We start from the raw sequence: 20678 nt of genomic DNA, 5'->3' as shown, positions 1-20678 counted from the left end.
AGGTGATGCCGGGGAGGATCGCAGCGGGGTCTCGGCTGTGGGCGACGGCCACTAGACTCCTGTCCTCGTGGCCCTCACTATCGGAATCGTCGGTCTGCCCAACGTCGGCAAGTCGACCATGTTCAACGCCCTGACCAAAAACAACGTGCTCGCGGCGAACTACCCGTTCGCGACGATCGAGCCGAATGTCGGGGTGGTGCCCCTGCCGGACCCGCGCTTGAAGACGCTTGCCGGGATCTTCGGCAGTGAGAAGATCCTGCCCGCCACGGTCTCGTTCGTCGATATCGCCGGGATCGTCCGCGGCGCCTCCACCGGTGAGGGCCTGGGCAACAAGTTCCTCGCGAACATCCGTGAGGCCGACGCGATCTGCCAGGTCATCCGGGTCTTCGTCGACGACGATGTGACGCACGTCGACGGCAAGGTCGACCCGCGCGGCGACATGGAGACGATCAACACCGAGCTGATCCTGGCCGACCTGCAGACCCTGGAGCGGGCGATCCCGCGGTTGGAGAAGGAGGTCAAGGGCAAGAAGGTCGACAAGGCCGTGCTCGACGCGGCCGTCGCGGCCAATGCCGTCCTGGAGGCCGGTGACACGCTCTTCGCCAAGGGTGACGGCATCGATCTCGAGGCGATCCGCGAGCTCGGGCTCATGACGACCAAGCCGTTCCTCTACGTCTTCAACGTCGACGAGGACCAGTTGACGGACGAGGCGCTGCAGGCCGAGTTGCAGGCGCTCGTCGCGCCCGCCGAGGCGATCTTCCTCAACGCCAAACTCGAGATGGACCTCGCCGAACTGGACGACGCGGAGGCCGCCGAGCTGCTCGAGTCGGTGGGGGTGACCGAGCCAGGCCTGGAGCAGCTGGCGCACAAGGGTTTCCGCACCCTGGGCCTGCAGACCTACCTCACCGCCGGGCCCAAGGAGTCGCGCGCCTGGACGATCCGCCGGGGCTGGACCGCTCCCCAGGCCGCCGGCGTCATCCACACCGACTTCCAGAAGGGCTTCATCAAGGCCGAGATCGTCTCCTTCGACGACCTCGTCGCCGCCGGGTCCATGGCCGCCGCCAAGGCCGCCGGCAAGGTCCGCATGGAGGGCAAGGACTACGTCATGGCCGACGGAGACGTCGTCGAGTTCAGGTTTAACGTCTAGCGTTTCCGGCAAGGCGACGGTGACCGTTGGCAGATACCACTGATACCATCAAGCCATGGCGCGCACGCTGCGACTCCCGGAGCACATCGAGATCGAGTTGCGCCGCCGCGCCGCCGCGTCGGGGCTTTCTCAGCACGACGTCATCATCGACGCCCTCACCCGTAGCTTCGGGCTCGACACCGGCGGTGACCCACGGCTGGAAGACCCCGCGATTCGTCCGCCGCGGACCCCGTTTCGCCCAGCGACGAAGCTGGTGAGGCTCTCTGATGGCAGGACGACGCGAGACCTCCTCGACCGCGAGGACCGCCTGTGAGGTTGGCTTACATCGACTCGTCGGCACTGCTCAAACGCGTCGTCGAAGAGTCCGAGAGCGGGGGCTTGCGCTCCTGGCTGACCCAAGACCGGGCCGACGGCAACCGCTGGATCGCCAGCGATCTTGCCGATGTCGAGGTCGCCCGCAGCTGTCTGCGTGCTGGGCTCGGTGAGGACGACCAGGAATCGGCGATGTCGGGGGTCTCGTTGCGCGCGATCGACGAGCGCGTCATCACGCGAGCACGCAGCGTCGTTGGGCCGCAACTGCGCTCGTTGGATGCGATCCACCTGGCGACAGCGCTGATCGTCGGCGTCGACGCCATGATCACCTATGACGACCGGCTAACTGAAGCCGCCCGAAAGTCCGGTCTCGAGGTGTTGGCTCCCCGCTGACCGGCGTCTGTCGATCGATTCACGAGTCGACGCTCACGTCACCTGGCGGGATACTCGGGCATGGGTAGTTACCAGGGAACCGACGAGTTCGAGGGCGCGACGTTCCTTCGAACCAGCTTCAAGGGCGCCACGCTGCGCTTCTCCGATGTCAGCGGAGTCACCATGCGTGGCATGGACCTCGACGGGCTGGACATCGACGGTCACGACCTGTTTTTCGGCACGCTGCTGGTCAACGGCGTCGACGTGGTGCCGCTTGTGGATGCCGAACTCAACCGCCAGTTTCCCGGCCGCGAACTGCAGAAGGCGCAAACCCCGGAGGGGTTGCGCGAGGGCTGGCAGGCAGTCCAGGCCGCGTGGGAAGAGACGGTCTCGCAAACGCCGCGCGAGCAGGTGGACGCGCACGTCGAGGACGAGTGGTCGCTGGCCCAGACGCAGCGCCACCTCATCCTGGCCACCGACGCCTGGCTGCGTGGCGGAATCCAGGAGGAGCAGCAGCCGTTCCACGAGATCGGCCTGATCTTCACGGGTGCGGCGCAGATGGGCTTCGACATGTCGATCTTCCGTGACGAGCCGCCCGGCTTCGAGGAGGTGCTCGCGGTTCGCGAGCAGCGGCAGCAGATGGTCACCGACTTCCTTGCCGACGTGCGCCCCGAGACGCTGAACGAGGAGCGCAGCAACCCCTGGGGCGGCGACGACTGGCGGCCTACCGTCGGAGACTGCCTCCGGGTCATCCTGGAAGAGGAGTGGGCTCACTTGCGCTATATCCGCCGCGACCTGGCGATCCTGGCACAGACCGAGTCACAGGCACGCGTCGAGTGAGTAGGTCGCCCGCGGCGGTCCTCGGCGAGCGGATCACTGCCAGCCGAGCCTGATCGTTCGTGGCCTACTCTGCGACTGCTACCTGACATCGCCTGACTCACCGTCGCGTTGCCCCCCGCCCGCCCTGCGGGCAGTGACTGCACACGAAAGGGCATTCCCATGGCCATCGCACCCGGTTCCCCCGTCTGGATCGACCTCGGCACCACCGACCAAGAGACCTCCCGGGACTTCTATCGCGAGCTCTTCGGTTGGAACTTCACCTCCACCGGCCCCGACTTCGGCGGCTACGAGATGATCGACGCCGGGGTGCCGGTGGGCGGGCTCGGGCTGAATATGAACGCCGACGGCGAAGTCGACGAGAGCATGCCGGTCTGGTGGACCGTCTACCTCAAGGTGAACGATGTCGACGCCACCCTCGAGGCCGTCGGTGCGAACGGGGGGACGGTCTTCGTCCCGCCGATGGACATCGGTGACATGGGCCGGATGGCGATCGTCGCGGCCCCGTCGGGGGCGGCCTTCGGTCTGTGGGAGTCGGGCAGCTTCGACGGGTTCGACATCGGTGGCCGCCCCGGCACCCCGACCTGGTTCGAGACGCTGACCAAGGACTTCGACGCCGACGCCGCCTTCTACGCCGCCGTGCTCGGCTGGGAGAACGCCCTCATGGAAGGCGAGATTCGCTACGCCACCAACCACTCGGGCGACGGTGCGACCGCCGGCCTCTGCGAGGCCAACGCCTGGCTGCCCGACGAGGCGCCCTCGTTCTGGCGGGCGTACTTCGCGGTCGACGACACCGACGCCACGGTCGCTCGGATCCAGGAGTTGGGCGGATCGCTGCTCGACGGGCCGATGGACTCACCGTTCGGGCGCGTGGCGACCGTCGCGGACTCCCTCGGCGGGGCCTTCCAGATCATCCAGCCGCCGCGCAACTGAACCCCTGCCGAGGGGGGTCCGGCAACACGTCGGAAGGGCAGGAGTGGGTGTGACGAGCCTCGAGGCTTGGGCTCTTCAGCGATGCCCAAGCGATTCACCATCGGGCCGCTCGCCTTACGTAAGTAGTTGCGTAGAATGGTCGCATGGCGAAGACGATGCCGATGAGTCGCTTCATCCAGAACTACAACCAGCATCTGGTCGAGGCCGAGCGGACCGACGACACCTTGGTGCTCGAACAGCGCGGGGGTAGACCGTCGTGGGTGCTTGAGAGTGCCCGCCGCGCCGAGGCCACGTCTGAGGCAACTCGCCTGTTGTCCAACGCTCTTGCTGCTCTCGTGCATGATGAGATGCTGCTGAGCAGCTACGTCACCAGGCTTTTGGATGAGTTGCCGTGGGTGGGCTTCCTGCCGGAGGTCGACCGCGCGAGCTTCGTGACGGAGGCCGCCGAAGCTCTTCGCGCATGTGCCTCCGTCGGCCGATTCACGGCACTGGTGGTGCTGATCGAGGACTGGAGGAACACTGCCGACGTGTGGTCCGACCCGGAGCTTGCCGCGAATCTCCTCGAGGGCGTCCCAGACCCGCTGGACCAGCCTGTTTGATGGCGCGGCCCAAGCGCGGGGAGCAACTCCCACCCCCTCCGAAAGGCGATCAGTGGGAGTTGCGATACGCCACCAAGGAGTCGCTGGCGTTCGCAGAGCTGGAAAAGCGGTTCCCCGATAACGCGCAAGAAGCCAAGGAACGCCTGAGGACGGCGCCGACCACCAGAACCGACGTGCAGAAGCCGTTGCGCGGCGCGCTGGGGCGACGCGCAATCCGCGGCGTCGAGATGAGTCAGTGGCAGTACGACATCTCGGCAGGTGCCCGCCTGTGGTACTGCGTTGATTCCGAGTCGCGCGTCGTCTGGCTGACGCTCGCAGCAGCAGGTCACCCAAGGGCGACCGAGGCCAAGAGCAAACGCGCGCCTCGCAATCGCTGAGGTCGGGTCGCGTCGACAAGAACCCCCGCCGTCCCAGCTGGGACGGCAAGGTGTCGGCGGGCCGATGGACTCACCGTTCGACCGGGTGGCGACCGTCGCGGACTCCCTCGGCGGGGCCTTCCAGATCATCCAGCCGCCGCGCGATTGAACCTCGCGTCGCGCTGCCATCCTGCTGGCAGACATTTGACAGACACTGTGGGTAGCGTTGAGGCATGAGTATCGGGGCGGTCGATCCACGGGTAGCGGTCGGGATGCGGGACCTTGCGCGGCACACGCGGCGGGTTATCGACGAGGTTCATGACGATGGGGATGACCGGATCATCACCGACCAGGGGCGTCCGGTCGCGGTGCTGCGGGCCTATCAGCCGCAGCGGACGCAGCTGCCCGTGACGGCTTTCGACGCGATGGCGCAGGCCGCTGAGTTGGCCGGCGATCACCGTCGTTACGAGCTGATCCAAGGAGAGTTGTCCGTGTCGCCGTCGCCGAACCGCAACCATCAGCGGGCTGTCGGTCGGCTCATTCGAGTCATCAGCGCCGCCCTCGAGCAGTTCGGCTGGGAGGCGCAGCCGGGCAATGACCTGCGTACGGAAACCTCCGTGCTGTGCCCGGACGCCATGCTGGTGCCGATGGCCGACGACGATGTTGCGCCCACCCTCGTCATAGAGGTCACTTCGACGAACCGGGCCACCGATCTGGGCCCCAAGCGCGATGCGTATTCGTTCATGGGGATCGCGATGTATTGGGTGCTCGACCGCGAGCGTCGAGCGCTGCTCGTGTACACGCTCGACGCGACGACGGGCACCTACCCCAAGCCCGATGTCTACGGCGAGAGTACCGAGGCTGCCGTCCTCGTTCCGGTGGATGAGGAACTCGTCAAAGTGACCGTTGACGTGGCTAAGGTGCTCGGGCGATAAGGATGCCCCGGCAGCGGGGCGGATTTCAGGAGTGGGTGTGCCAAGCGTCGAGCAGTCATTGCGCGGGCGAGCGGCCGTCATCACGGGCGTGAGTCGCCGGAAGGGCATCGGGTTCGCCGTCGCTTCGCGGCTGGCCGCTCGCGGAGCGGACCTCTTCCTCACCCACCACCGTCCGCATGACCTCGACCAGCCGTGGGGCGCCGACGACCTCGGGGAACTGCTGACCGAACTGCGGGAGATCTGCGTTCGACCGGATCAGAAGGTGGTCGACGCGGCGGTCGATCTCGCCATAGGGGGCGCGCCGGAAGAGGTTCTGGAGCGCGCGGCCGGCGAGCTCGGCCACATCGACATCCTCGTCTGCAACCACGCGCGATCTGGTGGCGACGGCGCCCTCGGCGAACTCACCGCCGACATGCTCGACGCCCACTGGGCGGTCAACACGCGCTCGTCGCTGCTCCTCGTGCAGGCGTTCGCCGCCCAACACGACGGTCGTCCGGGAGGTCGCGTCGTGCTGCTGACCTCTGGCCAAGAGCTGGGACCCCTGCCCGGGGAGGTCGCCTACGCCGCCGCCAAGGCCGCCCTCGCCGGGATCACGGTGACCTTGGCAGATCAGTTGGCGGACGCGGGGATCACCCTCAACACGGTGAATCCGGGACCGGTCGACACCGGCTGGATGACACCGGAACTCGCCCGGTACCTGGCCCCCATGGTTCCGTTCGGCCGCGTCGGCGAGCCAGACGACCCGGCGCGCCTCATCGAGTGGCTGGTCAGCGACGAGGGCCGCTGGATGACGGGCCAGGTGTTGAACACCGAAGGTGGCTTCGCCCGCTGGCGTGCCCCGGCATCCGCTGACTACTCCGAGGGGTGACGTTGCCTCTGGCTCGCGGAGGCGGACATCGCTACAGGTGCGGCCCCACGCGGCCGGCGCGACCCAGGCGGCACACAACCTGCGGCTGCTATCGTGATATCAACAGGTGGAGGTGCGGCTCATGACGAACATTCTGATCCGTGGGCTCAGTGATGCGGCCGTCGAACGCATCGACGCCGAGGCGGCGGCGCCGAGGCGGCGGCGCCGAGGCGGCGGCGCTCGGCTTGTCTCGCAACGAGTTACTGCGCCGCCGACTAGAAGGGGAAGCTCTGCGGCCTGTCGGTGTCACCGTCACGGCCAGCGACTGGAGCCGCTCCGCCGCCGTGTTCGGCGATCTGGATGACCCCTCCGTGATGGATGCCGCGTGGCGGTGAAGGGCTGGCTCGTTGACAAGTCGGCCTATGTCCGCATGCAGGCGGGCGAGCGCCGATCAGATGGCCTTGGTGACGGCCTGGAGGCGCGGCTCGATCGACTCGGCCATCGTGGCGATCTCGTGCTCGCTGATGCGGTGTCGACGGGCCTGCTCGCGCCAGTCCAACAGGGCGCTCGCGACGCGGCGCATCCGCTCGGCTGCCTGGTCGGCGGTCAGGCTGCACTCCTGCGCCAAGGCTCGTAGGCCCTCGACCTCATCGGGGAGCGCATCGGCTCCCATGATCGAGGTCGAGCGGGGCCGCGACCGATCCGGATTCGGGTTCACGTCGAAGGCGGGGCTGAGGATCCACGAGCCACTCTCGGCGAGGAATCCGTGGTTGCGCAGGTGATCATCGGTGTTGCCCAGGGCCACGCTGACCACGACACGGTCGAACAGCTTGTGGTGGTCCTGCCTCGGCGACAGGGAGTGGTCGCGTATCGCCTCAGCGATGTCGGCGTAGTCACGGTGTTGCCCGTCGGCAGAGCCCGTGGCGGTCATGGCGCTGATATAGCCGATGCGCTCGCCAGATGGGGTGCGGTCAAACCGCCTCAGAATCAGGACACTGCGCCGACCCACGCGCGTCAGCCGATGCTGCGGCGTGCGGATCCCCGCGCCCTCCAGCAGGCCTAGGGCGGTCGCCTCCCAGGCCATGACGTCCCAATCGTCGCTCGAGTGCGGGAACTTCGCGATCGCCAGGCTCCCGTCATCCAAGCGCACGGACGCCTTCGGGCGTGCACCTCCCAGCCCCGTGGTCCCGGTGTCCAGAAGCCGCTTGACGGCCGCGGCTGGATCGTCGTCTGAAGCCACGTCGTCGGCGGCTCGCAACAGCTCCGGCAGCGAGACGAGCCGCGGCACTGTTGAGGGGCTACCGAGGAACTCCTCACGCCCGGGCAGGCGAAAGCGCAGGGCGCCCTGGCGCGTGTTGTCGCTGACTCCCAGAAGGAAGTCGAGGTCGTCGAGGTGGCGGGGAGCGCTGCCCTCCTGGCGGGCGCGGATCCGCTCGGCCTTCTCGATGAGGTTTCGGCCCCAGCGGTCGGGGGCGCTGTCGGAAAAGGCGCGGACCAGCCCGCTCTGATGCTGGGAACCGGCGGCCAGCGGGAACGCCGGATCGATGGCCATGCCGTCGCCGCTGAGATAGCCCGCGTCGTAAAGGAACGTCGTCGAGACCTCGCCACGCGTACGGGTGACATGAGCCTGGCCCACCAGGCGGGTGTGCCCCGCCTCGTCGACCAGTACCTCAACGGTGGTCATCGTGCACGCTTCTTCGCGAGCTTGGCCGCCCTCAGACGGCCGATGTCGCTGTTGAGCGGGTCGATCGAGTCGACAACCCGATCCAGTGTGCCCAGCGCGCGAAGCACCTGGGCGACGTTGCCGAAGCCAACGCTCGGGTCGCCGGTCTCGACCTTACGCAGCGTGTCGCGTGTGATGCTGGCGCGCTCGGCGACCTGCTGGGCCGTGAGGCCCAAGACCATACGCCAACCCCGAACGTGCGCGCCGAACTCGGCCAGTTGCCGGTCGATCTTGTAGCCAACCATGCTGCCTCCGTTATGACGATGCTAGCAGTCAAAGGGTGCTCTAATGGAGATGAAACTAGCCATAACGGAAGGATCGATGCGTGGTCCGACCAATCGGGTCGCGACCCTCGTGCCCCGCCACGGTAGTCAGCACCTCGCCGCCGGCTCCCTGTGTGTCGTTGGGCGCTTTGCGGCCGCGGGTTAAGATTCCGTGTGCGTGATGGCGACACTGGGGGACTTCGGCGTGGGGGATTGATGAGAGGTGATCGCTCCTCTCGGGCATTTCGTCCGTGGGTGTTTGTGGGCTATTTCCTGATCTTCGCGGTAGCCGCCGTAATTGCGATGGGGTACACGAGTCCCGACTCAAGAATCGCGGGCCTGGAGGCGGCGGTGCCGGGGTTCTATGACCACGCTTCGAATCTGGTGCTCTCGTGCGGGCTTGTTCTCATTTACGCGATGGTGCGCCTGCTCTACGGCGCGCGACTCCGCGAGATCACCGCGTTCACACTCATTGTGCTGGCGGCCAATTACCTCTACGAGGGACTGCTCACGCTCTGGAACACCTTGGATCTGGCCGATGCCCACTACGGTGCCGTCGGCGCGCTCGTCACCTGGGCGTTCTTCGCGGCGGTGTCGCGGTTCGGCATGAAGCCCGCAGCGAGCCCGCGCGGCGCTGGTGGTTAACGTTCGACGGGGTCGGTGACGGAGAGTCCGAGGCCGCGAGCCACCGCCTTCATCGTGGCGTCGTGAGTGGCGACGGGCACCGGATCACCGATGAGGAGCGCGGTCGCGAGATGCAAGGCGTCGAGCGTCTTGATGTGGCGCTCGATGGATTCGGCAACGGCGTGCGTTTCGCGGGTCATATCGAGCAGGCCGACCCGCTCCAACAGTGGCTTCGCATCGCTGGGCGGCCTGTTGTCGCGCCGCAGCACCCGGATCGCTTCCGTGCGCAGCAGCCGGGAAGAGACGAGGGTCAGCCCCGGCGACTGCGTCCAGGCCTGGAGGCGTTCGCGTTCGGGGACGTCCAGAATCGTGCGGAGCGCGACCGAGGTGTCGAGGTAGACGAGCGATCCGGTCACGGGTCAGTGCTCGCCGCGCATTTCGGCAAGCAAGGCGTCCGCTTCTGCCTCGGTGTACGCAGGTCCACCTGGCTCCATCGGCCAGGGTGTCGGCGTCGTGGACGGCGGGGCGTAGCGCCCCTCGCGCTCAAGTCGCGCGAGAGTTGCCTCCTGGTCGCGGAATGTGGTGATCCGCCAGCGCGGGGTCCCTCGCTCGGTGATGACGAGTTCGTCCGCGTCGGTGACCAGGGCAAGCACGGCAGCCGTGCGTTGATTGAGCTCCCGCTTGGTGATCGTGCCCATATCACCCAAGGTACTACTTATGTCAGACATCGGCGATACGGTGCAGGCAGGCTGCGATTGTGCCGGGCAGGGGGCGTGCGGTTGGCTCGGGACATGACGTCGCTGGGTCGGATCGCCGAGTCGACTCCGGACGACCGTGACCGGGTCGTCGACGCCGCCCGCGCGTTCTCCATCGTCGTTGTCGTGCTCTGGCACTGGACGGTGTCGGTGACGTTCCGCACCGAGAGCGGCGCCCTGGCCATGGCCAACCCGCTGCACGTCGTGCCCGGCGGGTGGGTCATCACGTGGGTCTTCCAGGTGATGACCGTGTTCTTCCTCGTCGGTGGCTACGTCAACGGGCTCGGCTGGGCCCGCGCCCACGAGGGCGCCGAGGGCGCCCGGAGGTTCGTGGGGCGTCGACTGCGCCGCCTCGCCCGGCCCACTGCAGTGTGGGCCGGAGTCTGGATCACGACCGAACTCCTGGCCGCAGCCCTGCCGGGGGAGCACCGCTGGATCTGGCAGTGGTTTCCCGGCTACCTCACCCCGTTGTGGTTTCTCGCCGTCTACGCCCTGCTCATCACCGCCGCGCCGCTGACCGCGACCGCCCACCAACGGCATCCGGTCGCCACCCTGGCCCTGCTGGCCGGGCTCGTCGCCGCCGGCACTGTGTTGGACGTGACGACCGGATGGTCGTGGGTGCTGTGGGCGATCGCGCCGCTCGTCTGGGTGTTCGTGCACCAGCTCGGGTACGCCTGGCGCTCCTGGGACCTCGGCCGCCGGTCACTGCCCGTGCGGCTGGGGATCGCGGCCGTCGGGCTCGCCGCCCTCCTGCTCCTGACCGGCCCCGGCGGCTACCCCCGCCCGCTGGTCGCGACCATCGATACCGACGGCTCGAACCTGCTGCCCACCAACGCGACCGTCGCCGCGCTCGCGGTCTTCCAGCTCGGACTGCTCGCCCTGGCCACGCCTGCGCTCGACCGGGCGCTGCGCCGCGACCGATGGTGGCGGCCGGTCGTCGCCGTCAACGCCACCGCCATGACGATCTTCCTGTGGCACATGAGCGCGCTGCTCGTGGTCATTTGGGGTTTCGAGGCGCTTGGCGGGGTGCTCATCGATGCGCCGACCGCCGCCTGGTGGGCCCAACGACCGCTGTGGCTGCTGGCACCTGCGGCCGTGCTGGCCGCCTTCGTCGCGCTCGTCGGCCGAGTCGAGCGACCCCGGAGCTGAGCCCCCCGGGGCCCCAGGAGCGCTAGGTGCAGCGGGCGGCATGTTGCTCGTTGTGCCCGGCGCGCGGGGTGGCTTAGGGGTGCCTGCGGTTGGTTGCTAGGTGCAGCGGGCGGAGTGTTGCTCCTTCCGCCGAGCCCGCCGGGGGTGGGGCCTCGGCCCAAGGGGGGCCCGGTAACACATCCGGGCGAATCGGGCGAATCCGTGGAGCGCGCTCAACAACGGCCCGCCCCGGCCGAAGGGCACTGCGAATTCCTTGTCGCCACATGCCCGTTGGGGGCCGCCTGCCATGAAGAGAATCACGTCGGCGCTAGCGGTGACCCTGCTCGCGAGCCTCGGACTCACCGGCGTCGGCGCCGGGCAGGCCGGTGCCGCACCAGAACCCACCCCCAGGCCGAACGTCTTTCAGGTGCCGCCGGACCTCGACGCCCAAGACTTCGCGCTCACCCAAGACTCCGCGCTCGCCCCCGACGGCGGTGCCCCGACGATCGTCCCCAACGATCGCCTCCGGGCTGCCGGCACACCGGCGCCTTCCCCCGCTCCGACGCCGTCGCCCCCGTCGCCCCCGTCGGCCGCGCGTCCCTGCGCGGCCATGGCCGAACAACCGGTCGTCGACGGGCGCCCGATCCTCGCGCAGCTGCCCCCCGCGGCAGCGTTCCGCGTCGGCGGTATCAACAAGCAGTTCTGGCAGAACCCGCCCGTCAAGGACCCGACGTGGCGGCTCTACTTCTGGAGTCTGCGCTGGGTCGGGCCGCTGGTGCGCCGCGCCCAGGCCGACGATCAGAAGGTCTCGGTCGAGGCGCTGCTGCAGCAGGTGGCGCGTTTTTACGTCGACAACCCCGACACCGGAAAGTCGACGCTCGGCTGGGACGAGGGCGGGTCGCTGCGTCGACTCGAGACTCTCAACTGCCTCTACCGCATGACCGGTGACTCGCGCCTGCCCGCCCTCATGGCCAAAGAGGTCAACGTGCAGTTCGGGCCGCGCTACTACGGCCCGCCGTATCACGCGGTGCACAACCACGGACTCATGGCCAATCTGCGCGTCGTCGACGCCGGCACCCTCGTCGACCGGCCCGACTGGGTTCAGCGAGCCAGCGCTCGCCTGCGCAGCGAGTCCGGGCTCGCGTTCACCAGCCGCGGCACCAGCTACGAGCAGTCCTCCCAGTACCAGGCCATCAACGCCACGCTATGGAACGACGCCGCCCGTACCCTGGAGGCGGTGCACCCGGGCGATCCCGCCATCGCGCCCATCCGCGCGGCGGTCGCCCGCGCCTACCACGTCGCCGAATGGCTCACCGAGCCCGACGGCAAGATCGTGCAGATCGGCGACGCCACCAAGGCCCCCGGGCGCGTGGCCACCGGCCGCACCGAGACCGCGTTCCGGGACGACGCCGGCGGCCTCATCGTCGGTCGCTGGTCGTGGAAGGACCCGAACACCAGCTACTACACCGTGCGCTACGGCCCCCGGCTGCGCGCCCACGGGCACCATGACAAGACGTCGGTGACGTGGAGCACCGCTGGCGCGCGCGTGCTCGTGGGCTCTGGATACTTCAGCTACGAACGCACCAATCCCTTCGCGGCCTACCAGCGCAGCCCCGAGTCGGCGAACGTCGCGATCCCCGTCGGTCGCCAGCTCGACGTGCGCCAGAGCGCACGCCTGCACTCCGCCACGCTGCGCTCCACCCGCCACCGCTACATGCTCACGGACCGCGTCTACGGGGTGAACCATTCCCGCTCCGTCGACGTCGACCACCCCAGCAAGACCCTCATCGTCGCCGACGCCTTCCCGGCCGGGCAGGCCGGTCACCAGATCTGGAACCTCGACCCCGCCTGGCAACTCGTCTCCGCGCGCGGGGGCGCCAAGATCGCGATCTTCCGCCACCCCGACGGCCGCAGCCTGCGGATCGACACCACCGGAGCCCTCGCCTCCGCCGTGCGCGGCTCCACCCGGCCCGTTGCCGGCTGGAACTACCCCGGCCCGCAACAGCGCGTGGCCGCCTGGCAGGTGAAGGTCCGCTGGAACGGCGGCACCGTCCGCACCACGTTCACCGTTCGCTGACCGCGTCGACCGCGGGCTGACTCGCGCTGACCGACAAAGGAGCCTGGGCGGTCGCGCGCGGCTGAAAGGATGGGGCACCGCCCGTACCCGATTGCGCAGGAAAGCGAACGATGACGACGTATTCGAGCAGCACCGACGACACGCGATCGACGCAGGGCAATCCGGCCCGCCTCTTCGCTGTCGTCGCCTTCGCCGAAATGGTCACCTGGACCCTGCTCATCCTCGGGATGATCGGCAAGTACGTGCTGCAACTCGGCGATCTGGGTGACCTGGGAGTGCGGATCGGCGGCAGCCTGCACGGGTTCGCGTTCCTGTGCTTCTGCCTCGTCACGGTGCTCGTCGCCGTCGACCAACGCTGGTCGGTGCGCGACCTGCTCATGGGGCTGGCCAGCGCCGTCATCCCTTACGCCACGGTGCCGTTCGAGCGGTCGGCGCTGCGCCGCGGCCTCCTCGGCCAGCGGTGGCGGCTGCGCGACGAGCCCGGACGTGGGCCGGTCGAGAAGGTGGTCGCCGAGTCCGTGCGGCACCCGTTGCCCGCCGCCCTCGTCGCCGGGCTGACGATCGTCGCCGTCTTCTCCGCGTTGCTCCTGGCCGGTCCGCCCACGCAATGGTTCTCCTGAGGGTGCCGGCGTGCCGGCACGCTCGAACTGCAGTGCTGGTAAATCGCCCGACGCCCCGAGCCATTTGCCAGGATGTTGAACGCCGAAGCAATTCCGAGCCCACTGTGTGAAGGCGAGCCCACGATGACCCCGGTAGCTGTGGCCAACTTCGTCGAACTGGAGCCCGAGCGGCCGGCGTACGCCTTGGTCGCGGGCGTCGACCTCGTGGTGTTGCGACATCCAGGCGACGAAGTGACGGTGATGTACGGCCGCTGCCAGCACCGCGGGGCGCTGCTCTCCGACGGTCGCGTCGACAAGGGGCGCCTGGTCTGCGGCCTGCATGGCTCGACCTACGACGCTCGAACCGGCGTCAACGTCAAGTACCGCGGCTCCGACCTGCAACCGTTCACCTCGTTCGTCGACGACGGGCAGGTGTGGGTGGACAGCGCGGAGGTCGCCCGATGGGCTGAAGGCAACCCGCAGCCCTATCGTCGGGACAGGTACCAGGGCCTCTATGCCGACACCAAGGGAACTGAGGACGAACCGCACCGCGCGGAGATCGCCCGGCTGGCCGCGGAGGGCCTGGAGCGCACGGGCCATCACGGCCCCGTCGAGGCGATGGGCGTCCCCGGACCCCAGCTACCGGCCTGGGAGAACATCCAGATCACCACGGCCCAGTTGCACCGTGCGCCCTTGCTCGACGACGAGCCGGTTGACACGCAGACGATCATCGGGCCGGGGGCCGGGCGGCCCCTACAGCTCGACATCCCCCTGTTCGTCTCGGATATGAGCTTCGGCGCCCTGTCCGCCGAAGCGAAGACAGCGCTGGCCCGCGGGGCCGAACGCGCCGGCACCGGCATCTGCTCCGGGGAAGGCGGAATGCTGCCCGAGGAGCAGGCGGAGAACTCCCGGTACTTCTACGAACTGGCGTCCGCGAGGTTCGGTTTCTCACTCGACAAGGTCGCCGGGTGTCAGGCGTTCCACTTCAAGTTGGGCCAGGCCGCGAAGACCGGTACGGGTGGCCACCTGCCCGGCCACAAGGTCGTGGGGAAGATCGCCGAGGTTCGCGAATTGGCCGAGGGCCAAGACGCCATCTCGCCCGCCCGGTTCGCCGACCTCACCCGACCGGCCGACTTCGCGCGCGTGGCGCAGGAGGTCCGCGAGGTGACCGGCGGCATCCCCATCGGAGTCAAACTGTCGGCGCAGCACATCGAGGCGGATCTGGACGCGGCCCTCGAGATCGGGGTCGACTACGTGATCCTCGACGGGCGTGGCGGCGGCACGGGCGCCGCACCGCTGCTGTTCCGCAACAACATCTCGGTGCCCACGATCCCGGCGCTCGCCCGAGCGCGCCGCCACCTGGACCGCATGAACGTTCCGAACGTGACGCTGGTCATCACGGGCGGTTTGCGCACCCCCGCTGACTTCACCAAGGCGCTGGCGTTGGGCGCCGACGCGGTCGCCTTGTCCAACGCCGCGATCCAGGCGATCGGCTGCCTGACGATGCGGGCCTGCCACACGGATCACTGCCCGGTCGGCATCGCCACTCAGCAACCTCGGCTCCGCGCCCGACTGCCGGTGGACGAGGCCTCGCAACGCCTGGCTCGATTCCTGACCGCGTCGGTGGAGCTCATGCAGGTGTTGGCCCGCGCCTGCGGGCACCGGCGGCTCGCCGACTTCGAGCCGCACGACCTCACGGCCTGGGACCGCAACATGGCCGATCTCGCGGGCATTCACTTCGCCGGCGACTCGCGGCCCTAGCCGCCCGGTGACCGCCGACACACACGACGACCACGGGGGATAGTGGCATGGTGAGCCAGCTGAACAGCCGCGACATCGAGGGCGGCATCCACACCGACTTCCGCAACGAGATGAGCTACGGGGGCTACCTCGCCCTCGACACGCTGCTGGACGCGCAACGGCCGGTGAGCGACCCCGAGCATCACGACGAGATGCTGTTCATCATCGCCCACCAGACCTCCGAGCTCTGGCTCAAACTCATGCTGCACGAGACGCGCTCGGCGATGAGCCTGCTGGCGGGCGACGAGATGCGGATCGCCCTCAAGCGCATCGCCCGCGTCAAACACATCCAACGCACCTTGACCGACCAGTGGTCGGTGCTGGCAACCCTGACCCCCACCGAGTACGCGCAGTTCCGCGGCTTTCTCGGGCACGCCTCCGGCTTCCAGTCCTGGCAGTACCGGGCCGTCGAGTTCGCCCTCGGCAACAAGCACGCGGGCATGCTGCCGGTGCATGAGGCCGATCCGGGCGCGCACGCGGTGCTCACCGAAGTGCTGCACGCCCCGAGCCTGTACGACGAGTTTCTGCGCTGCCTGGCCCGGCGCGGGCACGCGATCCCGCAGCGCGTGCTCGACCGCGACGTCACTCGCGCGCACACCGCCGACGACGAGCTCACCGAGGTCTTCGTCTCCATCTACGCCGACGCCGAGCGGCACTGGGATGTCTACGAGGCCTGCGAGGAGCTGGTCGACCTCGAAGACAACTTCCAGCTCTGGCGCTTCCGGCACCTGAAAACCGTGACCCGCACCATCGGCACCAAGACCGGCACCGGCGGATCCAGCGGCACCGGCTTTCTGCAGCGAGCCCTCGACCTCACGTTCTTCCCCGAGCTGTTCGCCGTGCGCACGAGGATCGGGCAGTGAGCGCCGGAGACCGCAGCCTGCTCACGCGGGCGGCGGCTCTGGACGAGGCCGACCCGCTGGCCTGGTGCGCCGACGCGTTCGTGCCCGCCGGGGAGGGCGCCCAGGTGGTGCGTGCCTACCTCGACGGCAACTCCCTGGGCCGACCCCTGCGTGCCACTGCCGCCCGGCTCGAGCACGTCGTCGCGCACGACTGGGGCACCCGCCTCATCCGCTCGTGGGACGAGCAGTGGATGGACCTGCCCACCCGCCTCGGTGACCGGATCGGGCGGGTGCTGCTCGGTGCCGCGCCCGGCCAGACGGTCGTCGCCGACTCCACCACCGTGTTGCTCTACAAGCTCGTGCGCGCCGCCATGTCCGCCGCCCCCGCCGGCCGCACCCGCATCGTGCTGGACAGCGAGAACTTCCCCACCGACCGCTACGTCGTCGCTGGCATCGCCGCCGAGCTGGGCCTGGAGCTCGACTGGCTGCACCCCGACCCCGCCGCCGGCGTTCGACCGGAGGAGGTGGCCGCGGTCGTCGATGAGCGGACTGCCCTCGTGGTGTTGAGCCAGGTGGCGTACAAGTCCGCGTGGCTGGCCGACCTGCCGGCCATCACGCAGATTGCCCACGACGCCGGTGCCCTGGTGTTGTGGGACCTGTGCCACTCGGCCGGAGTCGTGGCCGCCGACCTCGACGCGAACCAGGTCGACCTGGCCGTCGGCTGCAGCTACAAGTTTCTCAACGGCGGCCCCGGCGCGCCCGCCTTCGCCTACGTCGCCCGACGGCATCTCGAGGCCGGCATGCGGCAGCCGATCCAGGGGTGGATGGGGCACGCGCAACCGTTCGTCATGGGCCCCGAGCATGTGCCCGCACCCGGCATCCGGTCCTTCATTTCGGGCACGCCGGCGATCCTGGGGATGGCCGGCATCGCCGACACCGTCGATCTCGCCGAAAGGGCCGGGCTCGCCGCCATCCGCGCCAAGTCGGTGGCGTTGACCGAGTTCACTATCGAGGCCTACGACGACGTGCTCGCGCCGCGCGGCGTGCGTCTGGGCACGGTGCGGGAGGCCGATCGGCGCGGCAGCCACGTGAGCCTGGGGCACGACAGGTTTCGGCAGGTCGTCGCCACGCTCTGGGGCGAGCACATCGTGCCCGACTTCCGCGAGCCCGACGCCATCCGCCTCGGCCTGGCGCCGCTGAGCACCCGCTACACCGAGGCGGCGCTCGCGGTCACGCGCATCGCCGAACTGCTCGACGCCTCCTGAGACCCCGCCTCCTGAGACCCCGCCTCCCGAGGTCCGCGCCTCCTGACCCGCCGGACTCAGCCGCGAAGGTGGGCGTCGATGGAGGCCAGCATCGTCGGCCACCAGCGTGACTGCGGATCGATGAGGTCGACGTGGTGGGCCGCGGGGAAGAGCCGTACGGCGCCGGCCATGGCCGTGCCCTCGACGAGGTCCGCCGGCACGCTGGCGTCGTCGATGCCGTGCACGATGAGGATGTCGGCCAGGCGCTCCGGCCCCGCGTGTGCCGCCAACGCCGCGGGATCGATGTGCTCGGGAGCCGCCGCCTCGGCGGACGTCGGGCTCGCGGGTGCGCCGCCGAGCCACGTGCGGACCGCGCCGTCGCCCAGGCCCCGACGCAGCGCCTCCGTGAGGTTGCTCAACGGAGCCAGCGCGACGGCCCGCACCGGCGGCAGGTCGGCCGTCAACGCGCGCCACAACACCAGCGCACCCCCGGCCGAATGCCCGACCCACCCCGCGACCCGCGGCGCGGCACCTGCGTCGAGAGGCTGCCGGTCGGCGCGAGCCGCTGTGTGGTCAGCGGCGCGCGCGGCGGTGTGGTCGGTCAGCAACTGCGGCAGCGCGGCGTCGAGGGCCACGAGATCGTCGAGGGACTTCTCCGGGTGTCCGGGCTCCCGACGGTATTCCGCCAGGACCACCGAGTAGCCGCTGAGTGCCAACGCCCGGGCCTGGGCCCGCGTGTGCACCCGGTCGATGGTGGGCCGGAAAAAGCCGCCGTGCACGACGACCAACCAGCCGTCCCTGGCGGCCGCGCCCGCGTCGGTCAGAGCGTCGAACAGCTCGACGCACTGATCGGCCTCCGGGCCGTAGCTCACCGTGCGGCCGGGCGGCCCGGCCTGGTTCACCAGCCGTTCGAGGGCGGCGTCCTCACGTCTCGCCTCGGTCTCCATGCCCACCATGCTCATGACCCGGCCCCCTCACCTGGCGAAAGAACGAGCGCATCGTCGTCTGCCACAGGGTGTCGATCCGCGGTAGCGCCGTCGAGACCTCTGTGATCATCGCGGCGGCCTCTTCGGCCTCCGCCTCGGATACCGCCTTCATCCTTGCCCATGCCGCGAACATGGCGGAAGTCACTTCGGGGTGAAATTGCGCACCCCACGCCCGCGGGGCGTAGCGCACGAGGTGGGGATGTCCGAACGGATCTCGCCCCAACACCACCGCGCCGCGCGGCAGGGTGTCGACCACGTCGGCGTTGAACGCGACCGTCGGTCCCTGCCTCGGCATGCCGCGAAAGAGCGGGTCGTCGGCCAGCTGCTCGGTCCCGGTCATCGGTACCAGGCCCCGGCTCGGGCCCTGCGGTCGCAGGGTGACGGATCCGCCGAGGGCCACCGCGGCCAACTGATGCCCCAGACACAGACCGAGAAAGGGTGTTTCCTGCACGACGGCTTCGGCGATGAGCCGCTGGGTGGGCAGCAACCACGGGTAATGCCCGGCGTCGTAGGCGCCCATGGTGCCGCCGAGCACGACGAGGCCACCGTGGCCGGCCAAGGACTCCGGCAGAAGGTCCCTGCGTAGGGGCGGCGCACGTCGAGCTCGACGCCCGTGGCCTGCGCCCATTGCGACAGGCGCCCGGGCGGGCAGATGTCCTGATGTTGGATCGTCAGGACGGCTTGAGGCACCCGCAGACGCTAACGGATCCGGGTGCCGGCGCCGCCGCGACGCCGGCGGCTAACTTGCTCAGGATTCGTAACTTAATGAAGGATCAAGCGTCGCAGTGGACTTCGACCTCTTCGTCAGACGCGCCGCCGCGACAGAAACCGCTCGATCCGCCCGATCGCGTCCTCGAGCACCTCGACGTAAGGCAGCGTGACGATGCGGAAGTGGTCCGGCGTCGGCCAGTTGAGGCCCGTGCCCTGCACGACCAGCACCTTCTCCTCCCGCAGCAAATCCAGCGCGAACCGTTCGTCATCGTCGATCGGGTACACCCGCGGGTCGATCCGCGGGAAGACGTACAGCGCGCCCTTGGGCGTCGTCGTGCTGACCCCGGGGATCTGATTGAGCATCTCGACCGCCGCGTCCCGCTGGGCCAGCAGCCGCCCACCGGGCAGGATCAACTCGCGGATCGACTGCCGGCCGCCCAACGCCGTGGCGATGACGTGCTGGGCCGGGTGATTGGCGCACAGCCGCATGTTCGCCAGCATCGAGACGCCGTCCAAAAAGGAACGGGCATGCTCCTTGGGGCCGGAGACGACGAGCCACCCGGCGCGGAATCCCGCGACTCGATACGCCTTCGACAGCCCGTTGTACGTCAGGCACAGCAAGTCGGGTGCCACCGCCGCCAGATGCACGTGCACCGCGTCGTCGTACAGGATCTTGTCGTAGATCTCGTCGGCCAGCAGCAGCAGGTCGTGCTCGCGGGCGATCTGCGCGATGCCCTCGAGCACCTCCCGCGGGTACACCGCGCCCGTCGGGTTGTTCGGGTTGATGACGACGATCGCCCGAGTTTTGTCGGTGACCTTCGCGCGGATGTCGTCCAGATCGGGGGCCCAGTCGGACTGCTCGTCGCACCGGTAGTGCACCGGTCGGCCACCGGCCAGCGACACCGACGCCGTCCACAACGGATAGTCGGGGGAGGGGATGAGTACCTCGTCGCCGTTGTTCAGCAGGGCCTGCATCGACATCGTGATGAGCTCGCTGACCCCGTTGCCCAGCCACACCTCCTCGACATCGAGGTTGACGAAGCCCCGCTGCTCGTAGTGCTGCACCACCGCGCGCCGCGCCGAGGGAATGCCCTTGGAGTCGGAGTAGCCCTGTGCGGTCGCCAGCTGCGCCTTGAGGTCGACGAGGATCTCGTCGGGGGCGTCGAACCCGAACGGCGCCGGGTTGCCGATGTTGAGCTTGAGGATGCGGTGACCCTCGTCCTCCATCTGCTTGGCTGCAGCAGGTACCGGTCCGCGGATCGCATAGTGGACGTCGGCAAGCTTGGTGGACTGGGTGATGGCACGCATGTCACCATCGTCGCACCCACAGTCATGCGGATTTTCGCGACTCCGCGAGAGCGGCGCGCCGTTGCCCAAGAAATCTCCTTGTGTTGCCCCCACCTGCGTCGATAGGGAACGCGGCGGGCGGCGGAGGAGGGGCCGCCGCCCGCCTTATCCCCAACAACGGTGTGGGGAGCAAGGGCTGTGGCCGATCGGGCCGCGGCCCTTTTCGGCGTTTGTGACGTTGTCACATCGACCCGTGACACGGTGCACGCTGCGCGACCCTGCTGGGCGGCGATGGTGGAGA

At 68.9% G+C, this 20678-nt stretch carries 24 protein-coding genes; 17 read left to right on the top strand and 7 right to left on the bottom strand.

Annotation, left to right across the window (positions count from 1 at the left end; genetic code table 11):
* The first annotated feature begins 67 nt into the window (after window positions 1–67).
* From ychF to vapB, 10 genes are all read left to right on the top strand, one after another.
* Window positions 68–1147 (top strand): redox-regulated ATPase YchF, encoded by a 1080-nt coding sequence (ychF, locus tag KILIM_RS10265; protein ID WP_006592603.1) that lies wholly within the window; start codon window positions 68–70, stop codon window positions 1145–1147.
* A 55-nt stretch (window positions 1148–1202) separates the two neighbouring features.
* The gene (locus KILIM_RS10260; RefSeq protein ID WP_006592602.1) at window positions 1203–1460 is read left to right on the top strand and encodes a hypothetical protein; all 258 of its coding nucleotides are present in this window, start codon (window positions 1203–1205) and stop codon (window positions 1458–1460) included.
* Entirely contained in the window at window positions 1457–1852 is a 396-nt protein-coding gene (locus KILIM_RS10255; RefSeq protein ID WP_006592601.1) for a type II toxin-antitoxin system VapC family toxin, read from the top strand. Before KILIM_RS10260 ends, KILIM_RS10255 begins: the two co-directional genes overlap by 4 nt.
* A 60-nt stretch (window positions 1853–1912) precedes the next feature.
* Window positions 1913–2671 carry a DinB family protein gene (locus KILIM_RS10250; RefSeq protein WP_006592600.1) on the top strand — a complete coding sequence of 253 codons (759 nt, stop codon included), beginning with the start codon at window positions 1913–1915 and terminating at the stop codon, window positions 2669–2671.
* 159 nt (window positions 2672–2830) lie between these two features.
* Window positions 2831–3601: a VOC family protein gene (locus tag KILIM_RS10245; protein WP_006592599.1), complete on the top strand. Its 771-nt coding sequence runs from the start codon at window positions 2831–2833 to the stop codon at window positions 3599–3601.
* 143 nt (window positions 3602–3744) lie between these two features.
* Window positions 3745–4200, top strand: coding sequence for a hypothetical protein (locus KILIM_RS22295; RefSeq protein WP_006592598.1), 456 nt, complete (start codon window positions 3745–3747; stop codon window positions 4198–4200).
* Entirely contained in the window at window positions 4200–4577 is a 378-nt protein-coding gene (locus tag KILIM_RS23980; protein ID WP_006592597.1) for a hypothetical protein, read from the top strand. The genes KILIM_RS22295 and KILIM_RS23980 overlap by 1 nt, the downstream gene beginning before the upstream one ends.
* 212 nt (window positions 4578–4789) lie before the next feature.
* Window positions 4790–5491 carry a Uma2 family endonuclease gene (locus KILIM_RS22290; protein ID WP_006592596.1) on the top strand — a complete coding sequence of 234 codons (702 nt, stop codon included), beginning with the start codon at window positions 4790–4792 and terminating at the stop codon, window positions 5489–5491.
* Window positions 5492–5528: 37 nt separating this feature from the next.
* Window positions 5529–6359, top strand: a complete 831-nt coding sequence (locus KILIM_RS10230) for an SDR family oxidoreductase (RefSeq protein WP_006592595.1) — start codon at window positions 5529–5531, stop codon at window positions 6357–6359.
* 152 nt (window positions 6360–6511) lie between these two features.
* Complete coding sequence (gene vapB / locus KILIM_RS25555) at window positions 6512–6733, top strand: type II toxin-antitoxin system VapB family antitoxin (RefSeq protein WP_444542770.1); 222 nt, start codon at window positions 6512–6514, stop codon at window positions 6731–6733.
* A gap of 56 nt (window positions 6734–6789) precedes the next feature.
* Here vapB and KILIM_RS10225 read toward each other — a convergent pair whose 3' ends face one another.
* The gene (locus KILIM_RS10225; protein WP_006592594.1) at window positions 6790–8022 is read right to left on the bottom strand and encodes a type II toxin-antitoxin system HipA family toxin; all 1233 of its coding nucleotides are present in this window, start codon (window positions 8020–8022) and stop codon (window positions 6790–6792) included.
* Window positions 8019–8306: a helix-turn-helix domain-containing protein gene (locus KILIM_RS10220; RefSeq protein ID WP_006592593.1), complete on the bottom strand. Its 288-nt coding sequence runs from the start codon at window positions 8304–8306 to the stop codon at window positions 8019–8021. The genes KILIM_RS10225 and KILIM_RS10220 overlap by 4 nt, the downstream gene beginning before the upstream one ends.
* A gap of 273 nt (window positions 8307–8579) precedes the next feature.
* Between KILIM_RS10220 and KILIM_RS10215 the strand changes: the two genes are divergently transcribed.
* A complete protein-coding gene (locus KILIM_RS10215) occupies window positions 8580–8969 on the top strand; it encodes a hypothetical protein (RefSeq protein WP_040562921.1) in 390 nt (129 codons plus the stop codon).
* On the opposite strand, the gene KILIM_RS10210 is transcribed toward KILIM_RS10215, so the two are convergent.
* Together KILIM_RS10210 and KILIM_RS10205 are read right to left on the bottom strand one after the other, a co-directional pair.
* A complete protein-coding gene (locus tag KILIM_RS10210; protein ID WP_006592591.1) occupies window positions 8966–9364 on the bottom strand; it encodes a type II toxin-antitoxin system VapC family toxin in 399 nt (132 codons plus the stop codon). The two genes, KILIM_RS10215 and KILIM_RS10210, sit on opposite strands and share 4 nt — an antisense overlap.
* Before the next feature lie 3 nt (window positions 9365–9367).
* Window positions 9368–9646 (bottom strand): type II toxin-antitoxin system Phd/YefM family antitoxin, encoded by a 279-nt coding sequence (locus KILIM_RS10205; protein ID WP_006592590.1) that lies wholly within the window; start codon window positions 9644–9646, stop codon window positions 9368–9370.
* A 93-nt stretch (window positions 9647–9739) separates the two neighbouring features.
* On the opposite strand from KILIM_RS10205, the gene KILIM_RS10200 reads away from it, so the two are divergent.
* The 6 genes from KILIM_RS10200 to KILIM_RS10175 all read left to right on the top strand — a co-directional run bounded on the left by KILIM_RS10200 (window position 9740) and on the right by KILIM_RS10175 (window position 17414).
* A complete protein-coding gene (locus KILIM_RS10200; protein ID WP_157551631.1) occupies window positions 9740–10852 on the top strand; it encodes an acyltransferase family protein in 1113 nt (370 codons plus the stop codon).
* Between the two features lie 286 nt (window positions 10853–11138).
* The gene (locus KILIM_RS10195) at window positions 11139–12908 is read left to right on the top strand and encodes a heparinase II/III domain-containing protein (RefSeq protein WP_083876060.1); all 1770 of its coding nucleotides are present in this window, start codon (window positions 11139–11141) and stop codon (window positions 12906–12908) included.
* Window positions 12909–13018: 110 nt separating this feature from the next.
* Window positions 13019–13528, top strand: a complete 510-nt coding sequence (locus KILIM_RS10190) for a DUF3817 domain-containing protein (protein WP_006592587.1) — start codon at window positions 13019–13021, stop codon at window positions 13526–13528.
* 123 nt (window positions 13529–13651) lie between these two features.
* Entirely contained in the window at window positions 13652–15268 is a 1617-nt protein-coding gene (locus KILIM_RS10185) for a glutamate synthase-related protein (protein ID WP_006592586.1), read from the top strand.
* Between the two features lie 47 nt (window positions 15269–15315).
* Window positions 15316–16170, top strand: coding sequence for a tryptophan 2,3-dioxygenase (gene kynA, locus KILIM_RS10180; protein ID WP_006592585.1), 855 nt, complete (start codon window positions 15316–15318; stop codon window positions 16168–16170).
* Complete coding sequence (locus KILIM_RS10175; RefSeq protein WP_006592584.1) at window positions 16167–17414, top strand: kynureninase; 1248 nt, start codon at window positions 16167–16169, stop codon at window positions 17412–17414. Before kynA ends, KILIM_RS10175 begins: the two co-directional genes overlap by 4 nt.
* A 56-nt stretch (window positions 17415–17470) precedes the next feature.
* Here the strand turns inward: KILIM_RS10175 and KILIM_RS10170 are convergent, their stop codons facing one another.
* The 3 genes from KILIM_RS10170 to KILIM_RS10160 form a co-directional block, all read right to left on the bottom strand.
* Window positions 17471–18355 (bottom strand): alpha/beta hydrolase family protein, encoded by an 885-nt coding sequence (locus tag KILIM_RS10170; RefSeq protein WP_006592583.1) that lies wholly within the window; start codon window positions 18353–18355, stop codon window positions 17471–17473.
* Window positions 18318–18938 carry a type 1 glutamine amidotransferase gene (locus KILIM_RS10165; RefSeq protein WP_051988734.1) on the bottom strand — a complete coding sequence of 207 codons (621 nt, stop codon included), beginning with the start codon at window positions 18936–18938 and terminating at the stop codon, window positions 18318–18320. Before KILIM_RS10165 ends, KILIM_RS10170 begins: the two co-directional genes overlap by 38 nt.
* Before the next feature lie 245 nt (window positions 18939–19183).
* Window positions 19184–20398 (bottom strand): pyridoxal phosphate-dependent aminotransferase, encoded by a 1215-nt coding sequence (locus KILIM_RS10160; protein ID WP_006592581.1) that lies wholly within the window; start codon window positions 20396–20398, stop codon window positions 19184–19186.
* Window positions 20399–20678 lie beyond the last annotated feature (280 nt).

The sequence above is a fragment of the Kineosphaera limosa NBRC 100340 genome (genome assembly GCF_000298215.1).
Taxonomy (GTDB): Bacteria; Actinomycetota; Actinomycetes; order Actinomycetales; family Dermatophilaceae; genus Kineosphaera; species Kineosphaera limosa.
The sequence above is the reverse complement of the archived record's forward strand: the minus strand, read 5'-3'. Positions and strand labels throughout refer to the sequence as shown.